The sequence below is a fragment of the Pseudomonas sp. S3_B11 genome (genome assembly GCF_054667715.1).
Map to the genome: position 1 here is coordinate 763,590 of NZ_CP162749.1, position 24,580 is coordinate 788,169.

Here is a 24,580-nt window from a genome sequence, read left to right on the forward strand (position 1 = left end):
CTCTGCTGATTCATCGACGCGCAACCAAATCATCAATAGGGCAAGGAAGAAAAAATGGCAGTGATTAATGGGACATCGGGTACGGACACTCTGGTTGGTACCGCGAGTGCGGATCAGTTGTATGGGTTGGAAGGGAATGACTCGCTGAGCGGTGGGGACGGCAATGATTGGTTGGAGGGTGGGGCCGGTGCGGACACCCTCAATGGTGGGACAGGTATTGATACGGCGTCCTACGCGAATTCGACCGCCGGGGTGACAGTCAACCTGATCACAGGGACTGGCCTGGGCGGGGATGCTCAAGGCGATACATTAACGGCCATCGAAACGGTGGTGGGCTCGTCCTTCAACGACACGCTGACCGCTCAGACCAGTGGGCATTCGCTTCAAGGCGGGGCCGGTGATGATGTGTACATCGTCGGCGGGGCGGGGGTCACGGTCTACGAGGCTGCTGGCTTCGGAAACGATGAAGTACGTACAACGCTCGGGGACCTGACGCTGGCGGCTAACGTCGAGCGCTTGACGTACACCGGTACAAGCAGTTTCGTCGGCCGCGGCAACGCCTTGGACAACATCATTACCGGCGGTGCGCTGGGCGATGTGCTGATTGGAGGAAATGGCGCCGACCAATTGATTGGTGGTGCCGGCATTGACACCGTCAGTTACGAGGACGCAAGCGGTGTGACCCTGAACCTGAAAACCGGCGTACACACCGGGTTTGCGGCGGGCGATACCTTCGACGGTATTGAAGCATTCCGTGGTTCAGTATCCAGCGACACCTTCTTTGCCAGCGCGACTGCCGATAATCTCGATGGTTATACAGGCACCGACGCGCTCTCTTATGCGCAGTCGGAGCAGGGCGTCAACATCACGATGACTTCGGCCACTACGGGGACGGGGTCGGGTGGTGACGCGCAAGGCGATACGTTCAGCAGCTTCGAAAGAATCAACGGCTCCAACCATGCCGATGTCTTCAGCGCATCCGCGGGCACAACCGAATTCTACGGTGGCGATGGCAACGACGTTTACATCATCAAAGGCACGGCCACCCAGGTCGTACGCGAGTTTGCCGGTGGTGGTGACGATGAGGTGCGTACCGACCAGATCAACGTGACCCTGGCGGCAGAAGTCGAGCGCTTGACGTACACCGGTACAAGCAGTTTCGTCGGCCGCGGCAACGCCTTGGACAACATCATTACCGGCGGCGCGCTGGGCGATGTGCTGATTGGAGGAAATGGCGCCGACCAATTGATTGGTGGTGCCGGCATTGACACCGTCAGTTACGAGGACGCAAGCGGTGTGACCCTGAACCTGAAAACCGGCGTACACACCGGGTTTGCGGCGGGCGATACCTTCGACGGTATTGAAGCATTCCGTGGTTCAGTATCCAGCGACACCTTCTTTGCCAGCGCGACTGCCGATAATCTTGATGGTTATACAGGCACCGACGCGCTCTCTTATGCGCAGTCGGAGCAGGGCGTCAACATCACGATGACTTCGGCCACTACGGGGACGGGGTCGGGTGGTGACGCGCAAGGCGATACGTTCAGCAGCTTCGAAAGAATCAACGGCTCCAACCATGCCGATGTCTTCAGCGCATCCGCGGGCACAACCGAATTCTACGGTGGCGATGGCAACGACGTTTACATCATCAAAGGCACGGCCACCCAGGTCGTACGCGAGTTTGCCGGTGGTGGTGACGATGAGGTGCGTACCGACCAGATCAACGTGACCCTGGCGGCAGAAGTCGAGCGCTTGACGTACACCGGTACAAGCAGTTTCGTCGGCCGCGGCAACGCCTTGGACAACATCATTACCGGCGGCGCGCTGGGCGATGTGCTGATTGGAGGAAATGGCGCCGACCAATTGATTGGTGGTGCCGGCATTGACACCGTCAGTTACGAGGACGCAAGCGGTGTGACCCTGAACCTGAAAACCGGCGTACACACCGGGTTTGCGGCGGGCGATACCTTCGACGGTATTGAAGCATTCCGTGGTTCAGTATCCAGCGACACCTTCTTTGCCAGCGCGGCTGCCGATAATCTCGATGGTTATACAGGCACCGACGCGCTCTCTTACGCGCAGTCGGAGCAGGGCGTCAACATCACGATGACTTCGGCCACTACGGGGACGGGGTCGGGTGGTGACGCGCAAGGCGATACGTTCAGCAGCTTCGAAAGAATCAACGGCTCCAACCATGCCGATGTCTTCAGCGCATCCGCGGGCACAACCGAATTCTACGGTGGCGATGGCAACGACGTTTACATCATCAAAGGCACGGCCACCCAGGTCGTACGCGAGTTTGCCGGTGGTGGTGACGATGAGGTGCGTACCGACCAGATCAACGTGACCCTGGCGGCAGAAGTCGAGCGCTTGACGTACACCGGTACAAGCAGTTTCGTCGGCCGCGGCAACGCCTTGGACAACATCATTACCGGCGGCGCGCTGGGCGATGTGCTGATTGGAGGAAATGGCGCCGACCAATTGATTGGTGGTGCCGGCATTGACACCGTCAGTTACGAGGACGCAAGCGGTGTGACCCTGAACCTGAAAACCGGCGTACACACCGGGTTTGCGGCGGGCGATACCTTCGACGGTATTGAAGCATTCCGTGGTTCAGTATCCAGCGACACCTTCTTTGCCAGCGCGGCTGCCGATAATCTCGATGGTTATACAGGCACCGACGCGCTCTCTTACGCGCAGTCGGAGCAGGGCGTCAACATCACGATGACTTCGGCCACTACGGGGACGGGGTCGGGTGGTGACGCGCAAGGCGATACGTTCAGCAGCTTCGAAAGAATCAACGGCTCCAACCATGCCGATGTCTTCAGCGCATCCGCGGGCACAACCGAATTCTACGGTGGCGATGGCAACGACGTTTACATCATCAAAGGCACGGCCACCCAGGTCGTACGCGAGTTTGCCGGTGGTGGTGACGATGAGGTGCGTACCGACCAGATCAACGTGACCCTGGCGGCAGAAGTCGAGCGCTTGACGTACACCGGCACAAGTAGTTTCGTCGGCCGCGGCAACGCCTTGGACAACATCATTACCGGCGGCGCGCTTGGCGATGTGCTGATTGGAGGCAATGGCGCCGACCAATTGATTGGTGGTGCCGGCATTGACACCGTCAGTTACGAGGACGCAAGCGGTGTGACCCTGAACCTGAAAACCGGCGTACACACCGGGTTTGCGGCGGGCGATACCTTCGACGGTATTGAAGCATTCCGTGGTTCAGTATCCAGCGACACCTTCTTTGCCAGCGCGGCTGCCGATAATCTCGATGGTTATACAGGCACCGACGCGCTCTCTTACGCGCAGTCGGAGCAGGGCGTCAACATCACGATGACTTCGGCCACTACGGGGACGGGGTCGGGTGGTGACGCGCAAGGCGATACGTTCAGCAGCTTCGAAAGAATCAACGGCTCCAACCATGCCGATGTCTTCAGCGCATCCGCGGGCACAACCGAATTCTACGGTGGCGATGGCAACGACGTTTACATCATCAAAGGCACGGCCACCCAGGTCGTACGCGAGTTTGCCGGTGGTGGTGACGATGAGGTGCGTACCGACCAGATCAACGTGACCCTGGCGGCAGAAGTCGAGCGCTTGACGTACACCGGCACAAGTAGTTTCGTCGGCCGCGGCAACGCCTTGGACAACATCATTACCGGCGGCGCGCTTGGCGATGTGCTGATTGGAGGCAATGGCGCCGACCAATTGATTGGTGGTGCCGGCATTGACACCGTCAGTTACGAGGACGCAAGCGGTGTGACCCTGAACCTGAAAACCGGCGTACACACCGGGTTTGCGGCGGGCGATACCTTCGACGGTATTGAAGCATTCCGTGGTTCAGTATCCAGCGACACCTTCTTTGCCAGCGCGACTGCCGATAATCTCGATGGTTATACAGGCACCGACGCACTCTCTTATGCGCAGTCGGAGCAGGGCGTCAACATCACGATGACTTCGGCCACTACGGGGACGGGGTCGGGTGGTGACGCGCAAGGCGATACGTTCAGCAGCTTCGAAAGAATCAACGGCTCCAACCATGCCGATGTCTTCAGCGCATCCGCGGGCACAACCGAATTCTACGGTGGCGATGGCAACGACGTTTACATCATCAAAGGCACGGCCACCCAGGTCGTACGCGAGTTTGCCGGTGGTGGTGACGATGAGGTGCGTACCGACCAGATCAACGTGACCCTGGCGGCAGAAGTCGAGCGCTTGACGTACACCGGCACAAGTAGTTTCGTCGGCCGCGGCAACGCCTTGGACAACATCATTACCGGCGGCGCGCTTGGCGATGTGCTGATTGGAGGAAATGGCGCCGACCAATTGATTGGTGGTGCCGGCATTGACATCGCCAGTTACGAGGACTCGGGTGGTGTGACCCTGAACCTGAAAACCGGTGTGCACACCGGGTTTGCGGCGGGCGATACATTCGACGGCATCGAAACCTACCGGGGTTCGACAATCAACGACACGTTCTACGCCAGTGCAGCAGCCGACAGCCTGGATGGGTATACGGGCACCGACACGCTCTCTTACTCGCAGTCGGAACAAAGCGTCAACATCACCATGACGTCCGCCACTGCGGGGACGGGGCTGGGCGGCGATGCCCAAGGCGATACGTTCACTAGCTTCGAGACCATCAGGGGCTCGGACTTCGACGATGTCTTCACCACTGCAGTGGGTACTACCGAGTTCTATGGCGGTGCGGGTAACGACGTGTACGTCATCAACGGCACTGCCAGCCAGCTCGTGCGGGAATTTGCCGGTGGCGGTGACGATGAGGTGCGTACCAATCAGGCCAGCGTGACCCTGGCCACGGAGGTTGAACGCCTGACGTTCACCGGCACGGGTAATTTCATCGGTCGCGGCAACGCCTCGGACAACATCATCATTGGCGGCGCGGGTAACGATACCCTGTTCGGTGGCGCTGGTGCGGACCAACTCATCGGTGGCGCGGGAACCGATACAGTCAGCTACGCTGACAGCGGTGCGAGCGTGACCATCAACATCCAAACGGGCATTCACACAGGCATCGCCGCAGGTGACACCTATAGCAGCATCGAAGCGATTACCGGTTCCAACTTCAGTGACGTCTTTGTCGGTGATGCGGGCGCCAACATCTTCAACGGCGGCACCGGCCTGGACTTGTTGAGCTTCGCCAGTGAGAGCTCAGGCATCACGCTGGATCTGAGTGCGCCGCTGGTGACGGGGGTCGCGGCAGGTGATAGCTATACCTCCATTGAGATTTTCCAGGGAACTGCCCAGGCCGATACCTTCACTGGTAGTACGGGGGCTGCGGAAAACTTCATCGGTGGTGCTGGCGCCGACACGCTCAATGGTTTGGGCCGTGGTGATGGTGCCTGGTACCTGACCAGCAGCGATGGGGTGCAGATCGACCTGCTCGCGGGAACTGCGTCGGGCGGTGATGCGCAAGGCGACGTGCTGGCCAATATCGATAATCTGATTGGCTCGCAATTCAACGACACGCTGACGGGCAACGCCTACTCGAACAAGCTGGAAGGTGGGGCGGGTAACGACTTGCTCTATGGCGGCGATGGCGATGACTTTATCTATGGCGGCACCGTCACGGATATCAGCACCCTTGCATTGACGCCTTCCACGGGCAACCAGGCCGATACGCTGTATGGCGGCAATGGCAATGACACCATGTCCAGCAGTGGCAACGACGCGGGCAGTGTGCTTTACGGCGAGGCTGGCAGTGATACGTTGACTGTCTCCTCCGGTATTGCCTATGGCGGCGATGGCAACGACATTCTGACGGGAGCTGGCTACGCCTATGAACTTCATGGCGGCGCAGGTTTTGATACTTTCAATATGAATGCGTCTGGCGATGCCTATGGCGGGGAAGGTGGGGATGCCTACATCGTCAACTCCAAAAGCATGGTCGCCATTGAAGACACCGGGACGACAGGTGTCGACACTGTCAGGCTGAAGAATATCCAGAGCGTCAATGAGGTGCAGGTTATCAAGACTGATGCAGGTGCCTACATCTTCAACGTTGCCGATTACCAGAGCGGCAACCTGGACTCCGGTGTTTTCCTGAAGGACTGGTATGCAGGAAGCAACACTATCGAGACGTTCTTCACCAATAACGGTGACTCTTTCACCCTTCCGGTCTAAGCGCCATCTGGCCACCGCAGCATCCGTGGCTTTCCAGCGGATGTTGCGTTGAGATAAACGCAAACGGCAAAGCCACAACCCAGGCTTTGCCGTTTTTTTTAGCGAGCTTTTCCCTACACAAAAGAAAACCCCCGATAAACCAGCGGTCTATCGGGGGGTTCTTTCAGTAGGCGCCTTTACGCGCCCACTCGCTCAGCTTATTGGCAAGCTTCGCAATCCGGCTCGTCGATCGCGCAGGCTTTTGGCACTGGCGCAGGACCTGCTGGAGCAGCCAGGACCGAATCGTCACCATGGTTGCCGCCGCTGGAAACAGCGTTCAGCTTGCCGGTGTTGATGGTCGACTTCTCGGTGCTGGTGGCGGCCAGGGCACGGAGGTAGTAGGTGGTTTTCAGGCCACGGTACCAAGCCATGCGGTAGGTCACGTCCAGCTTCTTGCCCGAAGCGCCGGCGATGTACAGGTTCAGCGATTGAGCCTGGTCGATCCACTTCTGGCGACGGCTGGCGGCGTCGACGATCCACTTGGTGTCCACTTCGAAGGCCGTTGCGTAGAGCTCTTTGAGCTCTTGCGGGATGCGTTCGATCTGTTGTACCGAACCGTCGTAGTACTTCAGGTCGTTGATCATGACCGAGTCCCACAGGCCACGGGCCTTGAGGTCACGAACCAGGTACGGGTTGATCACGGTGAACTCGCCCGACAGGTTCGATTTCACATACAGGTTCTGGTAGGTCGGTTCGATCGACTGCGACACGCCGGTGATGTTGGCGATGGTGGCGGTCGGTGCGATGGCCATGATGTTGGAGTTACGGATGCCTTTCTGCACACGGGCGCGAACCGGTGCCCAGTCCAGGGATTCGTTCAGGTCAACGTCGATGTACTTCTGGCCACGCTGGGCGATCAGGATCTGTTGCGAGTCCAGCGGCAGGATGCCCTGGGACCACAGCGAACCCTGGAACGTCTCGTAGGCGCCACGCTCGTCGGCCAGGTCGCAGGAGGCCTGGATCGCGTAGTAGCTGACCGCTTCCATGGACTTGTCGGCGAACTCGACCGCGGCATCGGAACCGTACGGGATGTGCTGCAGGTACAAGGCGTCCTGGAAGCCCATGATGCCCAGGCCGACCGGACGGTGCTTGAAGTTGGAGTTCTTCGCCTGTGGCACCGAGTAGTAGTTGATGTCGATCACGTTGTCGAGCATGCGCACGGCGGTGTTCACGGTGCGCTGCAGCTTGGCGGTGTCCAGCTTGCCGTCGACGATGTGGTTCGGCAGGTTGATCGAGCCCAGGTTGCAGACCGCGATCTCATCCTTGTTGGTGTTCAGGGTGATCTCGGTGCACAGGTTCGAGCTGTGGACCACGCCCACGTGTTGCTGCGGGCTGCGCAGGTTGCACGGGTCCTTGAAGGTCAGCCATGGGTGGCCGGTTTCGAACAGCATCGAGAGCATCTTGCGCCACAGGTCTTTGGCCTGGACGACTTTGAACAGCTTGATCTTGTTGTACTCGGTCAGGGCTTCGTAGTACTCGTAGCGCTCTTCGAAAGCCTTGCCGGTCAGGTCGTGCAGGTCCGGTACTTCGGATGGCGAGAACAGGGTCCACTTGCCGTCATCGAAGACGCGCTTCATGAACAGGTCAGGGATCCAGTTGGCGGTGTTCATGTCGTGGGTACGACGACGGTCATCACCGGTGTTCTTGCGCAGCTCGATGAACTCTTCGATGTCCATGTGCCAGGTTTCCAGGTAGGCACAGACCGCGCCCTTGCGCTTGCCGCCCTGGTTGACCGCGACCGCGGTGTCGTTGACCACTTTGAGGAACGGCACGACGCCCTGGGATTTGCCGTTGGTGCCCTTGATGTACGAGCCCAATGCGCGAACCGGGGTCCAGTCGTTGCCCAGGCCGCCGGCGAATTTCGACAGCATGGCGTTGTCGTGGATGGCGCCGTAGATGCCCGACAGGTCGTCCGGCACGGTGGTCAGGTAGCAGCTCGACAGCTGTGGACGCAGGGTACCTGCGTTGAACAGGGTCGGGGTCGAGGCCATGTAGTCGAAGGACGACAACAGGTTGTAGAACTCGATCGCACGGTCTTCACGCTGCTTCTCTTCGATTGCCAGGCCCATGGCCACGCGCATGAAGAAGATCTGCGGCAGTTCGAAACGCACGCCGTCCTTGTGGATGAAGTAACGGTCGTACAGGGTTTGCAGGCCCAGGTAGGTGAACTGCTGGTCGCGCTCGTGGTTGATCGCCTTGCCGAGTTTTTCCAGGTCGAATTCAGCCAGGACCGGGTTCAGCAATTCGAACTCGATACCCTTGGCAACATAAGCTGGCAACGCCTTGGCGTACAGGTCGACCATTTCGTGGTGGGTCGCGCTCTCGGCGACTTCCAGGAAGCTCAGGCCTTCGGCACGCAGGGTGTCCATCAGCAGGCGGGCGGTCACGAAGGAGTAGTTCGGCTCGCGTTCCACCAGGGTCCGTGCGGTCATCACCAGCGCGGTGTTGACGTCCTTGAGAGCAACGCCGTCATAGAGGTTCTTCAGGGTTTCGCGCTGGATCAGGTCGCCATCGACTTCTTCCAGGCCTTCGCAGGCCTCGGTGACGATGGTGTTCAGGCGACCCATGTCCAGCGGCGCCAGGCTGCCGTCGGCGCGGGCGATGCGGATCGAAGGGTGGGCCTGGACCGGTGCGTCGGCCGGGGAACGGGTAGCACGCTCCTTGGCGCGGGAGTCACGGTAGATCACGTAGTCGCGGGCCACTTTCTGCTCGCCGGCACGCATCAGGGCCAGTTCGACCTGGTCCTGGATTTCTTCGATGTGGATGGTGCCGCCCGAGGGCATGCGACGCTTGAAGGTCGCGGTGACCTGTTCGGTCAGGCGGGCCACGGTGTCATGGATTCGCGACGAAGCGGCAGCGGTGCCACCTTCAACTGCGAGAAACGCTTTGGTGATGGCGACGGTAATCTTGTCATCGGTGTAAGGAACGACAGTGCCGTTACGCTTGATCACACGCAGTTGGCCCGGCGCGGTGGCGGACAGATCCGGGTTCGAATCGGCGGCCAGCGGCGCGGTGCCCTGCGGGTTCTCGCGAGTTGTGTCGGTGTGCATGGGTGTCTCCACGTTCTCTATGTTTGTTTGGGCACCATCACGGTGCCCACCGTTCCGTCCTGAAGCACTACAACCGACTGGCGCCGGGCATAACAACTTCGGGACAGTAGGAAGCAGACGTTTAATGCCGCTTCCATCCGAAGTTCTCAGGTTGCGAGCGGGGCTCGAAACCGGCTTGCCGGGGTGGCAGCAATTGACTGCAACACCCGTACCGTTTCGGTCGTTTTCGACCTGGAAACAGTTGCCATCCGCAGGGGCGGTCTGGGCTTGGGGAAATGCGGTGTTTCAGTTGGACAGAAGCAAGAAAAGCGCTTGAATTCTCTGCCCGACTTGTGTTTGGTTTTTGGCCTGAAACCCTACATGTAGGGTTTTTTACGCGGCGGGCTACAAGATAATGCGTTTTCGGGGGGTATGCAACGTACTACCTGTGGATAAGCCTGTGCGTAATTTGTGTGCGAATCGTGGAACGGCTCTGTAGGCCGCGACCTAGCTGGAGTGGACCTTTTTTCATCGGTTTCGACGATCCGAAAACAGCTCGGTGATTTTTGCGGGCGCGGACATTACCACATAAAACCCAGTCGATCGAAACGCATTTGTCCGCTTGTTTTCTGCGCAGGTGACGTTTATACAATCGGCCCATGCATGGGCGTGTTTATCCTCCTTTAACATGACAAAAAGACGGGAGTTGCGCAGGACCCAACCTGTGGGAGCGAGCTTGCTCGCGATAGCGTCGGTTCAGCCGTACCAAGGGTGCCTGACACACCGCCATCGTGAGCAAGCTCGCTCCCACAGGGTTCGCCTTGTCAGTGATATTGGCGACACGCCTTTCCTTATTTAGCTAATCAGCCAAAAGGTCCCTCAGTGGAACAAGAAGCCTGGCAGGTATTGATCGTCGAGGATGACCAGCGTCTGGCCGAGTTGACCCGGGAGTACCTCGAAAGCAACGGACTGCGCGTTGCCATCGAAGGCGACGGCGCGGTGGCGGCGGCGCGGATCATTGCCGAGCAGCCGGACCTGGTGGTCCTCGACCTGATGCTGCCCGGCGAAGACGGCCTGAGCATCTGTCGCAAGGTGCGCGGGCACTATGACGGGCCGATCCTGATGCTCACCGCCCGCACCGACGACACCGATCAGATCCAGGGCCTGGACCTGGGCGCCGATGATTACGTCTGCAAGCCGGTTCGCCCGCGTTTGCTCTTGGCGCGGATCCAGGCCTTGCTGCGGCGCAGCGAACCGGAGCCGAGCGTCGCGCAGAAGCAGCGACGCCTGCAATTCGGCCCGCTGGTGGTCGACGACGCCCTGCGCGAAGCCTGGTTGCAGGGCAACGGTATCGAGCTGACCAGCGCCGAATTCGACCTGCTGTGGCTGCTGGTGTCCAATGCCGGGCGCATCCTGTCCCGGGAAGAAATCTTCACCGCCTTGCGCGGCATCGGTTATGACGGCCAGGACCGCTCCATCGACGTGCGCATTTCACGCATCCGCCCCAAGATCGGCGACGACCCGGACCATCCACGGCTGATCAAGACCATTCGCAGCAAAGGCTACCTGTTCGTTCCTGAAGCCTGCGTAGACCTGGCACCGTGAATTCGATCTTCCTGCGTATTTATGGCGGCATGTGTGCGGCACTGGTGCTGGTGGCGGTCCTCGGTGTGCTGGCCCTGCATCTGCTCAACCAGACCCGCAGCGAGCAATACCGCGAGCGGCTGGCCCACGGCACGTTTTCGTTGATGGCCGACAACCTGCGGCCGATGAACGACACCGAACGGCGCCGGGCGTTGCTGGTGTGGGAGCGTCTGCTGGGCATTCCCCTGGCGTTGCAGACTTTCCCCCAGACCGACCTCGACCTCGGGCAGCGCACCCGGGTAATGCGCGGCCAGGCATTGGTGGAGCAGACCGGGCCGCACGCGGCAAAAGTCTATCGGCTGATCAATGATGCCGAGCAACTGATGTTGGTGGGGGAAGTCCAGCAGATCAGCGAACAACTGGCCCGCGCGACCATCTATCTGTTGGCCGACGAGCTGGTGCGTTATCCGGTGGCCGAACAGCCCAAACGGCTGGCGCAACTGGCGCAGGAAAAAGGTTTTGGTTTCGATCTGCGACTCATGACCACTGAGCAGGCGGACATGGACGACGACCAGCGCCGTCGTGTGTCCGAGGGCGATACGGTGATGGCGTTGGGCAAGGGCGGCGACTCCATCCGGGTCTTCGCCGGCATGGTCGGCACGCCGTGGGTGCTGGAGATCGGCCCGCTGTACCAGATGAACCCTTATCCGCCGCAATGGCTGGTGCTGATCGCGGCGCTGGGCTTGAGTCTGATCGGCTTGATCGTCTACCTGTTGGTGCGCCAATTGGAGCGGCGCTTGCGTGGCCTGGAGTCGGCCGCCACCCATATCGCCCAGGGCAGCCTGGAAACCCGGGTGCCGGCCCGAGGCGCCGACTCGGTGGGACGATTGGCCGCTGCGTTCAATGGCATGGCCGAGCACCTGCAGCAACTGTTGGCGATCCAGCGAGAGCTGGTGCGGGCGGTGTCCCACGAATTGCGTACCCCGGTGGCGCGCCTGCGCTTCGGCCTGGAAATGCTCGGCAGCGCCACCACGCCCCAGGCTCGGGACAAATACCTGGCGGGCATGGACCACGACATTGAAGACCTGGATCGGTTGGTGGACGAAATGCTCACCTATGCGCGGCTGGAACAGGGGTCACCGGCCCTGAATTTCCAGCGGGTGGACCTGGATGCGCTGGTCAATCAAGTGATCGATGAACTGGGGCCGTTGCGGGTGGGGATCACGGTCGAGCGCGGTTTATGCCTGTCGGCCGCCGATTGCGACGGCGCCTGGGTCGAGGCCGAGCCACGCTTTCTGCATCGCGCCCTGCAGAACCTGGTGGGTAACGCCATGCGCCACGCCAGCTCCCGGGTCACCGTCAGCTACCAGGTGGGCCAGTTGCGCTGCCGGGTGGATGTGGAAGACGACGGGCCCGGCGTGCCGGAAGCGGCATGGGAGCGGATTTTCAAACCTTTCCTGCGCCTGGACGACAGCCGCGCCCGGGCGTCAGGCGGCCATGGGCTGGGGCTGTCGATCGTGCGGCGGATCATCCACTGGCATGACGGCCGGGCGCTGATCGGCAAGAGCAAGAGCCTGGGCGGGGCTTGTTTCAGCTTGAGTTGGCCGAGGCATCAGGACAGGTCTTGATGGGGGTGGTGCCTGATCGACCGCCATCGCGGGCAAGCCTTGCTCCCACAGGTCAGTGCTCTCTCATTTAAGTGTTGTTTGCTGTGGGAGCAAGGCTTGCCCACGATGAGGCCCTCCCAAACACCCAAGATCTCAGGCCCTGATCCCCACCAGACTCAACAACTGCCCATCCTTCACCCCAAACTGCGCCTGCAGCTCACTGCCATGGCGCCACTCGGTCGACAGGTCCGTCAGCAGGCGCAGGCGCACCTGCCCATCGTGTGTCCAATCCAGCACCTCGGCATGCTCGAAATAAAAGCGCTGCCTGACGATGGGGTACAGCGCCTTGAACAGGCTTTCCTTCACGGAAAAGGTCAGGGTCACCAGCAAGGCCCGGTCATCGCGGGCGAGCTTGGTCATGCGTTGCAGCTCTGGCGAGGTGAGGATTTCACCGGCCAGGCGTTCGGCGCGCTCGGGATCGAGCAGGTTTTCCACGTCCATGCCCAGCCCTTGCCAATGATCTTTTTTCGCGACGATGGCTGCCGCCCGACCCGTACTGTGGGTGATCGAGCCACTGACATGGGCCGGCCACACCGGGGCGCGGTCTTCGCCGATGGCCGGCACGCAGGCCAGGCCGTCGAGCCGCTGCAACGCCGCCCGGGCGCAGATCCGCCCGGCCAGGAATTCTGCCTGGCGCTTGGCTACCGAGCGCTGGATGCTCGCAGGGGGCTCGATGGCACTGTTGGGGAAGTCGGCGCCCACCAGCAACAACGGGTCGAAGCGCGTGCTCAGCAGCACCGTATCGGACAGGGCATCGGGCAAGAGCCAATGTTCATCCAAAGGCGAGCAACAGGCGGGCAGGGAGGGGAGTGTCTTCATGCCGGGCATTTTGCCGGGTTGGCTGGAGGCTGGGTAGTGGGGGCGAGCTGTATGAATGGAGGTCGTGAACGAGGCAGGTGGTCAATGATCGTTCCCACGCTCTGCGTGGGAGCGATCATGCAGGGGGTATGTATTAGAAGATTTTCTTGAAGAACTTCTGCATATCCGCCCACGATTTCTCATCGGCTTCCTTGTTGTAGCCAATGTCCGGCCCGCCATGTTCACCGTGGCTCAAGCGGTCGGCATCGGGGTTGCTGAAGCCGTGCTTGGCGCCTTTGAGGCTGACGAATTTATAGTCGGCGCCGGCCTTGTCCATCTCGCTCTTGAACGCGGTGACGTTGTCCTGGGTGACCATGCTGTCCAGGGCGCCATGCTCGACCAGCACCTTGGCCTTGACGCTGCCAGGCGTTGCCGGGGTGTTGGTCACCAGCGCACCGTGGAAGCTCACCACGCCGGCCAGCGGCACACCCTGGCGCACTGCATCGAGCACCACTTTGCCGCCGAAGCAGTAGCCGATGGCGGCGAGTTTGTCCGGATCGGTCTGGGGTTGTTTCCTCAGCAGGTCGAGACCGGCCTGGAAGCGGGCACTGGCTGCCGCGCCGTCCTTGAGCGCCGCCTGCATGAAGGCCATGGCATCGTTGGGGTGCTCGGTGTTCTTGCCGTCGCCATACATGTCGATGGCCAGGGCGCTATAGCCCAGGCCGGCGAGATCACGGGCACGGCGCTTGGCGTAGTCATTCAGCCCCCACCATTCATGCACCACCACCACGCCCGGGCGCGGGCCCTTGACGGCGTCGTCATACGCGTAATAGCCGATCAGCTTGGTGCCGTCGGCACTGGTGTAGGGGAGCTCCTGGGTCTGGATGGCGGCGTGGCTCACGCCGCTAATGGCCAGAAGTACAACAGCAAGCAGCCTGCGCATGATGGATCTCCTTAAAAAGTGCTGAGACAGGACACTCTAGCCGATTCATTCAGCGCAGGTTCAGAGAACGTTCAAGGGGTGTTCAGGGATCGCTGGTTAAGGTGACCACGACTTCACAAAACATCCACGCTGCAAAGGAACTTGATCATGACTGCTATGAAAAAACTGCTGTTGGCTTTCACCGTGCTGGGCGCCAGCGCCCTGGCCCACGCCGATGACAATTTCGCCAGCCTGACCCTCGGCCAGACCAGCGACAAGGTGAAGAAGTCCAACGCCCTGGACAGCGCCCTGAACAACCCGAACGCCGACGGCGTCATCGGCAAGGACGCCACCTATGGCATCCGACTGGGCAAACAAAACGACCAGGGCCGCTACTACGCCACCTACGACAACGTCTCGGGTACCCACAACGGCATCAAGCTGCGCCAGGAAAACCTGCTGGGCAGCTACGATGTGTTCTATCCGGTCACCAGCAGCACCAAACTGTTCGGTGGCGGCACGGCGGGCCTGACCAAGCTGACCCAGGACTCTCCCGGCTTCAGTCGCGACAGCGACATCGGCTACGCCGTGGGCTTGCAAGGGGGCGTGCTGCAACAAATTTCGCAAAACACCTCGGTTGAACTGGGTTACCGTTACCTGCGCAGCAACGCCAGCACCGAGATGAGCCCGCACGGTGGCGACAAGGTTGGCTCGCTGGACCTGACCAGCAGCGCCCAGACGTACCTGTCCGCCAACTACACGTTCTAAGCGGTCGATGGTGAGCGTATCCAGCCGGATCGGTCGAAGACGATCCGGCGCCTTGCGTTGAAGTGCGCACTGGATTGTTTGATTTGCCTGGGGAGAGGCTCCATGAAATTACTGGTCGTCGAAGACGAAGCGCTGTTGCGCCACCACCTGCAAACCCGTCTCACCGACAGCGGCCATGTGGTGCAGGCCGTGGCCAATGCCGAAGAGGCCTTGTACCAGGTCCGGGAATTCAACCATGACCTGGCGGTGATCGACCTGGGCCTGCCGGGCATCAGCGGGCTGGAACTGATCCGCCGGCTGCGCTCGCAGGACAAGACGTTTCCGATCCTGATCCTCACCGCCCGCGGCAACTGGCAGGACAAGGTCGAAGGCCTGGCCGCCGGTGCCGACGACTACGTGGTCAAGCCGTTTCAGTTCGAAGAGCTGGAGGCCCGGCTGAACGCGCTGTTGCGCCGCTCCAGTGGTTTTACCCAATCGACCATTGTTGCCGGTCCGTTGCTGCTCGACCTCAACCGCAAGCAGGCGTCCCTCGGCGAGGAGCCGCTGGCGTTGACCGCCTACGAGTACCGCATCCTCGAATACCTCATGCGTCATCACCAGCAGGTGGTGGCCAAGGACCGCTTGATGGAGCAGCTTTACCCCGATGACGACGAGCGTGATCCCAATGTCATCGAAGTGCTGGTCGGGCGCCTGCGCCGTAAGCTGGAAGCCCCGGCCGGCTTCAAGCCGATCGATACCGTGCGTGGCCTGGGCTACCTGTTCAACGAGCGCTGCCAGTGATTCGTTCGCTTCGCCTGCGGTTGATGTTGGCCGCCATGACCCTGGCGGTGCTGTTCATGCTGGCCTTGTTGCCGGCCATGCAAGGCGCGTTCAGCCTGGCGTTGCAGGAATCCATCGAGCAACGCCTGGCCTCGGACGTGACCACGCTGATTTCCGCCGCCCGAGTGGAAAACAACCGCTTGAAGATGCCGGCGCAGTTGCCCGACGAGCGCTTCAACCTCGCCGATGCCCGCCTGCTGGGCTACATCTATGATCGCGAGGGGCGGTTGGTCTGGCGGTCGAAGGCCACCCAGGAAGAAAACATCAATTACACGCCACGCTATGACGGCCAGGGCAACCAGTTCGCGCGCATTCGCGAGAACGACGGCCAGGAGTTTTTTGTCTATGACGTCGAGATCAAGCTGCTCGGCGGCCAGAGCGCGGCGTTCAGCATCGTCACCCTGCAACCTGTGCGCGACTACGAATTGACCCTGCAAGGGCTGCGGGACAATCTGTACCTGGGCTTTGGTGCGGCCCTGTTGGTGTTGCTGGCGCTGTTGTGGATCGGCCTGACCTGGGGCCTTCGGGCGCTGCGGCGCCTGAGCCAGGAACTGGACGAAATCGAAAGCGGGGCCCGGGAAAGCCTCAGTACCGAACATCCCCGGGAACTGTTGCGCCTGACCGGCTCCCTCAACCGCCTGCTGTACAGCGAGCGGGAGCAACGCAGCCGTTATCGCGACTCCCTCGATGACCTGGCCCACAGCTTGAAGACCCCGTTGGCGGTGTTGCAGGGCGTCAGCGAGGACATGGCCCGGCGCCCCGAGGACCGTGGACAGGCTTGGGTGCTGCAATCCCAGATCGAGCGCATGAGCCAGCAGATCGGCTACCAGTTGCAGCGCGCCAGTCTGCGCAAAAGCGGGCTGGTGCGCCATCAGGTGCGCTTGCGCCCGGTGTTGCAAAGCCTGTGTGACACCCTGGACAAGGTCTATCGCGACAAACGGGTCAGTGTCAGTTTCGATCTGCCGGAGCACTGCCAGGTGCCGATCGAACAGGGCGCCTTGCTGGAGATGCTCGGCAACCTGCTGGAAAACGCCTATCGGCTGTGTTTGGGCGAGGTGCGCGTCAGCGTGCACCAGACCCTCGGCGGCACGGAGTTGAGTGTCGAGGACGATGGGCCGGGTGTGCCACCGGATCAACGTGCGCGGATTCTCCAGCGGGGCGAGCGACTGGATCGCCAGCATCCGGGGCAGGGGATCGGGCTGGCCGTGGTGAAAGACATCATCGAGAGCTATGGCGCCAAGTTGACCCTGGGGGATTCAGAGCTGGGCGGGGCGGCGTTCAGGATTCATTTTTCGGTGGTTTGACTGAGGGTCCTTGGTGTCGCCACTGGCCTCATCGCGAGCAAGCTCGCTCCCACAAGGGTTTGGTGAACGCCGAAAATCCAGTGTGGGAGCGAGCTTGCTCGCGATGAGGCCAGTCAACACAGCACATCCATTCAGTTCTCCAACTCCCGATAGGCCCCCGGCGTGACCCCCGTCCACTTCTTGAACGCCCGGTGAAACGCCGACGGCTCTGAGAACCCCAACTGCTCGGCGATCTGCTGCAACGACAAATCCGCACGCCCCAAGTGGTAGATGGCGATATCCCGCCGCAGCTGATCCTTGAGCTCCTGGAAGCTGGTGCCTTCCTCACGCAAATGCCGGCGCAAGGTCTGTGGGCTGATGTGCAGATGGCCGGCGACGGTATCCAGGTCGGGCCAGCGGGCGGCGTCGCGGCTGAGCAGCCGGCGCAGTTGGCTGCTCAGGCTGTGGCCATCGTCCGGGCGCGACAGCAGGTCGGCGGGGGAGCGTTCGAGGAAATGCTTGAGGGTGCGTTCGTCCTGCAGCAGCGGCATGTCCAGGTAACGGCTGTGGAACAACAGGCTGCTGCTGCGCGCTTCGAACACCAGCGGACAGGGAAACAGTAAGTCGTATTCGGCACCGTGGGGGGGCTTGGGGTAGCCGAAGGTCGCCTGTTCCAGGCCGATCCGCTGGCCAATCAGCCAACTGGCAAGGCGATGCCAGACTACCAGCAAGCTTTCAGTCAGGAAGTGATCCGGGTCCCACAGCGTCGAATCGTCCAGCACCAGCCGCACTCGCTCGCCTTCGGCTTCCAGCGTCAGGCTCGGCGCGTCGGGGAACAGGCTGTAGAACAGCAAGCCGCGCTGTAGGGCCTTGCCCAGGGTGCGACAGTGGATCAACGCGTGACACATCATGGCAAACGTCCCGGGTTTACTCGCAGCCCTGCCGAATCCCAGGTATTCGTCCCCCAATGCCAGCCACAGCGCCTGCAACAGACGCGCGAACTGCTCGGGCGCAATCCGCGCGCGCGGCTCATCCAACAACTCTGGGCTGATGCCCAACTGGTGCAGCAGAGGAAAGTAGTCGAAGCCTTGCCGACGCGCGCCGCCCAAGGCTGCGCGGGCGAAGTGGCTGGCGATCGTGCGTTGGCGCATGGCTGAAGTCCGTCCGTTGAGCGGGCGATGGTAGCAGGGCACTGCGGCTCGACAAGGCGGATATCCGCCAAATCCCGGAGTGATAAACGCCCTGTGGGCGGAAATCCGCCACATTCCACGCCCGTGTTTAACCCGTGAATAATTCCAGGAGCCTTCTGCAACAGCGCTTGTAGGGTTTTTCTGAAAAATGGCACGAGCCTTGCGATAGAGCACCCAGGTCTGCCGCGTGCAGCCGACAAAAAACAAATCCCTCCAGTGCAGGAGGGTTCGCAATTGAGGTGCCGTGGACGACAGGTGGAAGTCGTCAAACGGGACTCTTGAGGAAGGTTTGCCATGACGACTCGTCAGCCACTGTACAAATCCCTGTATTTCCAGGTGATCGTAGCCATTGCCATCGGTATTTTGCTCGGCCACTTCTATCCGCAGACCGGTGTTGCCCTCAAGCCATTTGGCGACGGGTTCATCAAACTGATCAAAATGGTCATCGCCCCCATCATCTTCTGTACCGTCGTGAGCGGCATCGCCGGCATGCAGAACATGAAGTCGGTGGGCAAGACCGGTGGCTTCGCGCTGCTGTACTTCGAAATCGTTTCCACCATCGCCCTGCTGATCGGCCTGGTGGTGGTCAACGTCGTGCAACCGGGCGCCGGCATGCACATCGATGTGTCGACCCTGGACACCAGCAAGATCGCCGGTTTCATCTCGGCTGGTAAAGACCAGAGCATCATTGCCTTCATCCTCAACGTGATCCCGAACACCATCGTCGGCGCGTTCGCCAACGGCGACATCCTGCAAGTGCTGATGTTCTCGGTGATCTTCGGTTTTGCCCTGCATCGCCTGGGTGCCTACGGCAAGCCGGTGCTGGACTTCATCGATCGCTTCGCCCACGTGATGTTCATCATCATCAACATGATCATGAAGCTGGCCCCCCTCGGTGCCTTCGGTGCCATGGCGTTCACGATCGGTGCCTATGGCGTCGGTTCGCTGGTGCAACTGGGCCAGCTGATGATCTGCTTCTACATCACCTGTGTGGTGTTCGTGCTGGTAGTGCTGGGCGCCATCTGCCGCGCCCACGGCTTCAGCGTCGTCAAGCTGATCCGCTACATCCGTGAAGAGCTGCTGATCGTGCTGGGCACTTCCTCGTCGGAATCGGCCCTGCCACGCATGCTGATCAAGATGGAGCGCCTGGGTGCCAAGAAGTCGGTCGTAGGCCTGGTGATCCCGACTGGCTACTCGTTCAACCTCGACGGTACTTCGATCTACCTGACCATGGCCGCAGTGTTCATCGCCCAGGCCACTGACACCCAGATGGACCTGACTCACCAGATCACCCTGCTGTTGGTGCTGCTGCTGTCGTCCAAAGGTGCGGCTGGCGTGACCGGTAGCGGTTTCATCGTGCTGGCGGCCACCCTGTCGGCCGTGGGCACCTTGCCGGTGGCCGGCCTGGCCCTGATCCTGGGTATCGACCGCTTCATGTCCGAAGCTCGTGCCCTGACCAACCTCGTGGGTAACGCTGTCGCCACGATCGTGGTTGCCAAGTGGGTCAAGGAGCTGGACGAAGACCAGTTGCAGACCGAGCTGGCTTCCGGTGGTCGTGGTATCTCCGACGTTCGTGAAGATGACGAGCAGATCGCAGCGGCGCAGATTGCAGCGGCTGAAACCTCTGCTCCAGGCGCTGTGAGGTAATTTTCAGGTTGCAATGAAAAACCCGCTTCGGCGGGTTTTTTATTGGTTCTCAATTTTGAAGCTCCCTCGCCACGATGGGTTCACACTGAGCGCAATCGTCATCCAAAACGACACCTGCGGTAATTGCCCCACCGCCAACCCCTGCCTAGTCTTTAGCCATCCCCCTCGGAGATCGCCCATGCAAGGCCCACTGGCATCGCTCAAGGTTCTGGACTTCTCGACCCTGCTGCCCGGGCCGTTCGCCTCGCTGTTGCTGGCGGACATGGGGGCCGAGGTGCTGCGCATCGAGTCGCCGACCCGCCAGGACCTGCTGCGGGTACTGCCGCCCCATGACCAGGGGGTATCGGCCAGCCACGCCTACCTCAACCGCAACAAACTCAGCCTGGCCCTGGACCTCAAGCAACCGGAAGCGTTGGCGGTGGTCACGCAGTTGCTGAAGGACTACGACATCCTGCTGGAACAGTTCCGCCCCGGCGTGATGGAGCGACTGGGCCTGGGGTACGAGGCCTTGAAGGCGATCAATCCGCGGCTGATCTACGTGTCGATCACCGGCTACGGCCAGACCGGACCCTACAAGGACCGCGCCGGCCACGACATCAATTACCTGGCCCTGGCGGGGCTGGCCAGCCACACCGGCCGTGCCGACAGCGGTCCGTTGCCGCTGGGGATCCAGGCGGCTGACATCGCCGGTGGTTCGTTGCACGGGGTGATCGGGCTGTTGGCGGCGGTCATCGCCCGCCAGCAAACCGGGCAGGGCCAGCACCTGGACGTGAGCATGACTGACTGTGTGTTCAGCCTCAACGCCATGGCCGGTGCCGGTTACCTGGCCTGCGGTGTCGAGCCGGGGTGGGAAAAGCAGATGCTCAACGGCGGCAGCTTCTATGACTATTACCGCACCCGCGATGGTCGCTGGATGTCGGTGGGCAGCCTGGAACCGGTGTTCATGCAGGCGTTGTGCGAGGCCTTGGGACGGCCGGAACTGGCGGCCCAGGGGTTGTCGCCCAAGCCTGAACAACAACATGCGCTCAAGCAGGCGCTGCAGGCCGAGTTTGAAAAACACGATTTCGCCGAGCTGTGCAGCCTGTTTGCCGGGATCGATGCCTGCGTCGAGCCGGTGCTGAGCCTGGAGGAAGCTGTCCGGCATCCGCAGTTACGGGCTCGGGAGCTGGTGACGCAGGTGCCCCGGGGTGATGGTTCGAGCCAGGCGCAGATGGCTTGTCCATTGAGATTTTCCGAAGGGTTGCCCGAGCCTCGGCATATTGGCGCGGGGTTGGGGGCGCATACGGATCAGGTGCTGGGGGAGTTGGGGTTCAGTGCGCAGCGGATCGAAGCGTTGCGTAAGCGCGGGGTGGTTTTGTAGCGTCTGTCAGGCCGCCATCGCGAGCAAGCTCGCTCCCACACTGGATTTGCGGCGCTCACAAAACCCCTGTGGGAGCGAGCTTGCTCGCGATGAGGCCTGCCCCTGACACTACAAAATCCTGCTACTCGACCCGCGTCTCCCCACTGAACACCAAGGTACTGCGGCAGCTACGGCACAAATACCGCCGCCCCTGGCGCACCAGGCTGTGGCGCTGGGCCGAGAACGGGAAGTCGCTGCCGTCGCAGGGGCATTTGTAGATGTAGCGGGTCACGCTGCGGCGTTTGATTTCGTAGGTGTGGCAGCGGTTGGGCGGCAGTTCGTACACCCCGCGCATGATCAGTTGCCATTCCTCGCCATGGGGCTGGATGCGTTCGCCAAACAGTTGATGGGCGATCAGGTGTGCGACTTCATGGGCGACGGTCTGCTTGAGGAAGTCTTCGGCGTTTTCCCGGTACAACTGTGGATTGAAGCGCAGCAGATTCTCATGCAGGTGCGCGACACCGGCCTTCTGGCCACGCAATTTGAAGCTGACCACGGGGCGTTTGAAAGGACGTTTGAAAAAGGATTCGGCTTGTTGGTAACACTCTTCGACGCGGGTATTGAGTTGCTCGAGCATGCTTTACGGGTCTCCAGAAGCCCGAGTATGCCGCAAGCGTCGGCCGTTGCGAATCGTCCAGGCGCCCAGTGGTCGTTTCGAGCGGCTCAAACACAGGAAGGCCGCCTTGCGGCGGCCTGTGTCGGCAGATCCTGTTTTTATTGGAGGGTACTATCGGGACCTTTTCATTCCTTCAATTGGTATAGACCGGGCCGACGCCGAGCCCCCAGACAATCACCGTGAACGCCATGATGGCCACCAGCACCACCAGGCCGACGGCGAGCACCGAGCTGGAAAACAGAAAACCTTCGTCCTGGGGAATGTTCATGAACGTCGGCAAGCCCACATACAGCAGGTAGACCGTGTAGCAGATCGCCGCTGTGCCGACGATCATCCCCAGCCACATGTGCGGGTAGAGCGCCGCCAGGCCGCCGATGAACAAAGGTGTCGCGGTGTAGGTGGCGAACGCGACGCAACGGGCCAGGCTCGGATTGGCGTCGTAGGTGCGGGCCATCCAGTGGATGAAGGCGCCCATCACTGCCACACCGCCCAACATGGCCAGGTACGACATGACGGTCATCCATAGCGCACTTTCCTGGGTAAGCATGACCGGTGCACGATTGCCGATGACCCATCCCACCTGTGTGGTGCCGATGAACGCCGAAATCGCGGGAATGGCCGCCAGGATCAGCGTGTGGGTGAGGTACATGTGGCTGATGCTTTCCTCCTGATCGCCACGGATTTCTTTCCATTCTTGATCAGGGTGGGTAAAGAGCCCCACGACATGAGAGATCATAGTCAGTCACTCCTTTGTTATTGCCATCGCCCCCCAACGGAGCGCCTACGGGCCAAATGGCCGGGTAAGTAAAGGTCTGTAAGTGTGTGCGACCTTATGTCGCAGTATAGAAAGGAGTCACCCCGAGGGGGATGGGGGGCTTAGAGCAAATCGCGCTGTAAAGGAAAAGGCTAATCGCGGCTTGATCTGTGCGCGCAAACCTTGCAGGCAGGAACGTGCCACATCCGGGATTTTTTGCGTAAAATGCCGGCCTTTCGTCACACCTCACGGATTTCGCGTCATGGGCACTCTTACGGTCAACCAGAACAAACTGCAAAAGCGCCTGCGCCGCCAGGCCGGTGAGGCGGTCGCCGATTTCAACATGATCGAGGACGGCGACAAGGTCATGGTCTGCCTATCCGGCGGCAAGGACAGCTACACCTTGCTCGATGTGCTGATGCATCTGCAGAAGGTTGCGCCGATCAAGTTCGACATCGTCGCGGTGAACATGGATCAAAAGCAGCCCGGGTTCCCCGAGCATGTGCTGCCGGCCTACCTTCAGTCGCTGGGCGTGGAATATCACATCGTCGAGAAAGACACCTATTCGGTGGTCAAGGAACTGATTCCCGAAGGCAAGACCACCTGTTCGCTGTGCTCACGCCTGCGGCGCGGAACGCTCTACACCTTCGCCGACGAGATCGGTGCGACCAAGATGGCCCTGGGGCACCATCGCGACGACATCGTCGAGACCTTCTTCCTGAACATGTTCTACAACGGCTCGCTCAAGGCCATGCCGCCCAAGCTGCGCGCCGATGACGGGCGCAACGTGGTGATCCGCCCGCTGGCCTATTGCAGCGAGAAAGACATCCAGGCCTATTCGGATTTCAAGCAATTCCCGATCATCCCCTGCAACCTGTGCGGCTCCCAGGAAAACCTGCAGCGTCAGGTGGTCAAGGAGATGCTCCAGGAATGGGAACGCAAGACGCCGGGTCGTACCGAGAGCATTTTCCGCGGCCTGCAGAACGTCATTCCGTCGCAACTGGCGGACCGCAACCTGTTTGACTTCACCAACCTGCGCATCGATGAAAACGCCACGCCGCGGTTCGTCAATGTGGTGAATCTCTGACTCTACCGATAGTTATTACGGCGCTTGAAAGCGCCGTTTTCATTTCTAACCCCCAGGAGAGGGCATGCGCGATTACAAGTGGCTGCACGAGTACTGTCTGAACCGCTTCGGTTCGGCGGCTGAACTGGAAGCCCGTCTGCCGGTGCCCAAGACCCCGGCGCAACTGCGCAAGATCAGCGACGATCGTTACCTCTCGACCATGGCGCTGCGGGTCTTCCGCGCCGGGCTCAAGCACAGCCTGGTGGACGCCAAGTGGCCGGCGTTCGAGGAAGTGTTCTTCAAGTTCGACCCGGAAAAAGTCGTGTTGATGGGGGCTGAGCATCTGGAGCGATTGATGCAGGATACGCGGATCATCCGCCACCTGGGCAAGCTCAAGAGCGTGCCGCGCAACGCGCAACTGATCCTGGACGTGGCCCATGAAAAGGGCAGCTTCGGCGCGCTGGTCGCCGACTGGCCAGTGACCGACATCGTCGGCCTGTGGACCTATCTGAAAAAACACGGCCATCAGTTGGGCGGCCTGTCGGCACCGCGCTTCCTGCGCATGATGGGCAAGGACACCTTCACGCCCAGTTATGACGTAGTGGCGGCGCTCAATGCCCAGGAGATCATCGACAAAGTCCCCACCAGCCAGCGGGACCTGGCGACGGTGCAGAACGCCTTCAACCAGTGGCATGAACAGAGTGGCGGACGGCCGATGTCGCAGATTTCGATGATGCTGGCTTACACCGTCAATCATTGAAATCGCGTCGCGCCCATCGCGAGCAAGCTCGCTCCCACACTGGATCTTTGGCGTTCACAAACCCCCTGTGGGAGCGAGCTTGCTCG

The 24,580-nt window shown here is 60.8% G+C and carries 16 protein-coding genes; 10 read left to right on the top strand and 6 right to left on the bottom strand.

Features of this window, described 5'->3' with window-relative positions:
* Positions 1-54: 54 nt before the first annotated feature.
* Complete coding sequence (locus AB4O22_RS03560; RefSeq protein ID WP_460105771.1) at positions 55-6,153, top strand: hypothetical protein; 6,099 nt, start codon at positions 55-57, stop codon at positions 6,151-6,153.
* A gap of 197 nt (positions 6,154-6,350) precedes the next feature.
* Here AB4O22_RS03560 and AB4O22_RS03565 read toward each other — a convergent pair whose 3' ends face one another.
* Positions 6,351-9,242, bottom strand: coding sequence for a ribonucleoside-diphosphate reductase subunit alpha (locus tag AB4O22_RS03565; protein WP_003204723.1), 2,892 nt, complete (start codon positions 9,240-9,242; stop codon positions 6,351-6,353).
* Positions 9,243-10,103: 861 nt separating this feature from the next.
* On the opposite strand from AB4O22_RS03565, the gene AB4O22_RS03570 reads away from it, so the two are divergent.
* Both AB4O22_RS03570 and AB4O22_RS03575 read left to right on the top strand, forming a co-directional pair.
* On the top strand, positions 10,104-10,826 hold the full coding sequence (locus AB4O22_RS03570) for a response regulator (protein ID WP_003204721.1): 723 nt from the start codon (positions 10,104-10,106) through the stop codon (positions 10,824-10,826).
* Positions 10,823-12,433 carry an ATP-binding protein gene (locus AB4O22_RS03575; protein ID WP_223471867.1) on the top strand — a complete coding sequence of 537 codons (1,611 nt, stop codon included), beginning with the start codon at positions 10,823-10,825 and terminating at the stop codon, positions 12,431-12,433. The genes AB4O22_RS03570 and AB4O22_RS03575 overlap by 4 nt, the downstream gene beginning before the upstream one ends.
* Before the next feature lie 132 nt (positions 12,434-12,565).
* Here AB4O22_RS03575 and AB4O22_RS03580 read toward each other — a convergent pair whose 3' ends face one another.
* Both AB4O22_RS03580 and AB4O22_RS03585 read right to left on the bottom strand, forming a co-directional pair.
* Positions 12,566-13,291, bottom strand: a complete 726-nt coding sequence (locus AB4O22_RS03580) for a 4'-phosphopantetheinyl transferase family protein (RefSeq protein ID WP_003204719.1) — start codon at positions 13,289-13,291, stop codon at positions 12,566-12,568.
* Positions 13,292-13,424: 133 nt separating this feature from the next.
* Positions 13,425-14,213 carry a dienelactone hydrolase family protein gene (locus AB4O22_RS03585; RefSeq protein ID WP_460095871.1) on the bottom strand — a complete coding sequence of 263 codons (789 nt, stop codon included), beginning with the start codon at positions 14,211-14,213 and terminating at the stop codon, positions 13,425-13,427.
* A gap of 147 nt (positions 14,214-14,360) precedes the next feature.
* Here AB4O22_RS03585 and AB4O22_RS03590 point away from each other — a divergent pair, with 147 nt between their 5' ends.
* The 3 genes from AB4O22_RS03590 to AB4O22_RS03600 all read left to right on the top strand — a co-directional run bounded on the left by AB4O22_RS03590 (position 14,361) and on the right by AB4O22_RS03600 (position 17,083).
* A complete protein-coding gene (locus AB4O22_RS03590) occupies positions 14,361-14,960 on the top strand; it encodes a membrane protein (protein WP_003204716.1) in 600 nt (199 codons plus the stop codon).
* Between the two features lie 102 nt (positions 14,961-15,062).
* On the top strand, positions 15,063-15,740 hold the full coding sequence (locus AB4O22_RS03595) for a response regulator (protein ID WP_013694070.1): 678 nt from the start codon (positions 15,063-15,065) through the stop codon (positions 15,738-15,740).
* On the top strand, positions 15,737-17,083 hold the full coding sequence (locus tag AB4O22_RS03600) for an ATP-binding protein (protein ID WP_223471865.1): 1,347 nt from the start codon (positions 15,737-15,739) through the stop codon (positions 17,081-17,083). The genes AB4O22_RS03595 and AB4O22_RS03600 overlap by 4 nt, the downstream gene beginning before the upstream one ends.
* 131 nt (positions 17,084-17,214) lie before the next feature.
* On the opposite strand, the gene AB4O22_RS03605 is transcribed toward AB4O22_RS03600, so the two are convergent.
* Positions 17,215-18,213, bottom strand: coding sequence for an AraC family transcriptional regulator (locus AB4O22_RS03605; protein WP_223471864.1), 999 nt, complete (start codon positions 18,211-18,213; stop codon positions 17,215-17,217).
* Between the two features lie 333 nt (positions 18,214-18,546).
* Here AB4O22_RS03605 and AB4O22_RS03610 point away from each other — a divergent pair, with 333 nt between their 5' ends.
* Both AB4O22_RS03610 and AB4O22_RS03615 read left to right on the top strand, forming a co-directional pair.
* Complete coding sequence (locus tag AB4O22_RS03610; RefSeq protein ID WP_223471863.1) at positions 18,547-19,899, top strand: dicarboxylate/amino acid:cation symporter; 1,353 nt, start codon at positions 18,547-18,549, stop codon at positions 19,897-19,899.
* Positions 19,900-20,077: 178 nt separating this feature from the next.
* Positions 20,078-21,259, top strand: a complete 1,182-nt coding sequence (locus AB4O22_RS03615; RefSeq protein WP_460095872.1) for a CaiB/BaiF CoA transferase family protein — start codon at positions 20,078-20,080, stop codon at positions 21,257-21,259.
* Between the two features lie 121 nt (positions 21,260-21,380).
* Here the strand turns inward: AB4O22_RS03615 and AB4O22_RS03620 are convergent, their stop codons facing one another.
* Complete coding sequence (locus tag AB4O22_RS03620; protein ID WP_210640118.1) at positions 21,381-21,875, bottom strand: SprT family zinc-dependent metalloprotease; 495 nt, start codon at positions 21,873-21,875, stop codon at positions 21,381-21,383.
* A gap of 172 nt (positions 21,876-22,047) precedes the next feature.
* On the bottom strand, positions 22,048-22,650 hold the full coding sequence (locus AB4O22_RS03625) for a Yip1 family protein (protein WP_223471861.1): 603 nt from the start codon (positions 22,648-22,650) through the stop codon (positions 22,048-22,050).
* Positions 22,651-22,930: 280 nt separating this feature from the next.
* Between AB4O22_RS03625 and ttcA the strand changes: the two genes are divergently transcribed.
* Positions 22,931-23,755 (top strand): tRNA 2-thiocytidine(32) synthetase TtcA, encoded by an 825-nt coding sequence (gene ttcA / locus AB4O22_RS03630; protein WP_038857410.1) that lies wholly within the window; start codon positions 22,931-22,933, stop codon positions 23,753-23,755.
* A gap of 64 nt (positions 23,756-23,819) precedes the next feature.
* On the top strand, positions 23,820-24,494 hold the full coding sequence (locus tag AB4O22_RS03635; RefSeq protein ID WP_003204697.1) for a DNA-3-methyladenine glycosylase I: 675 nt from the start codon (positions 23,820-23,822) through the stop codon (positions 24,492-24,494).
* The last annotated feature ends 86 nt before the right edge of the window (positions 24,495-24,580 follow it).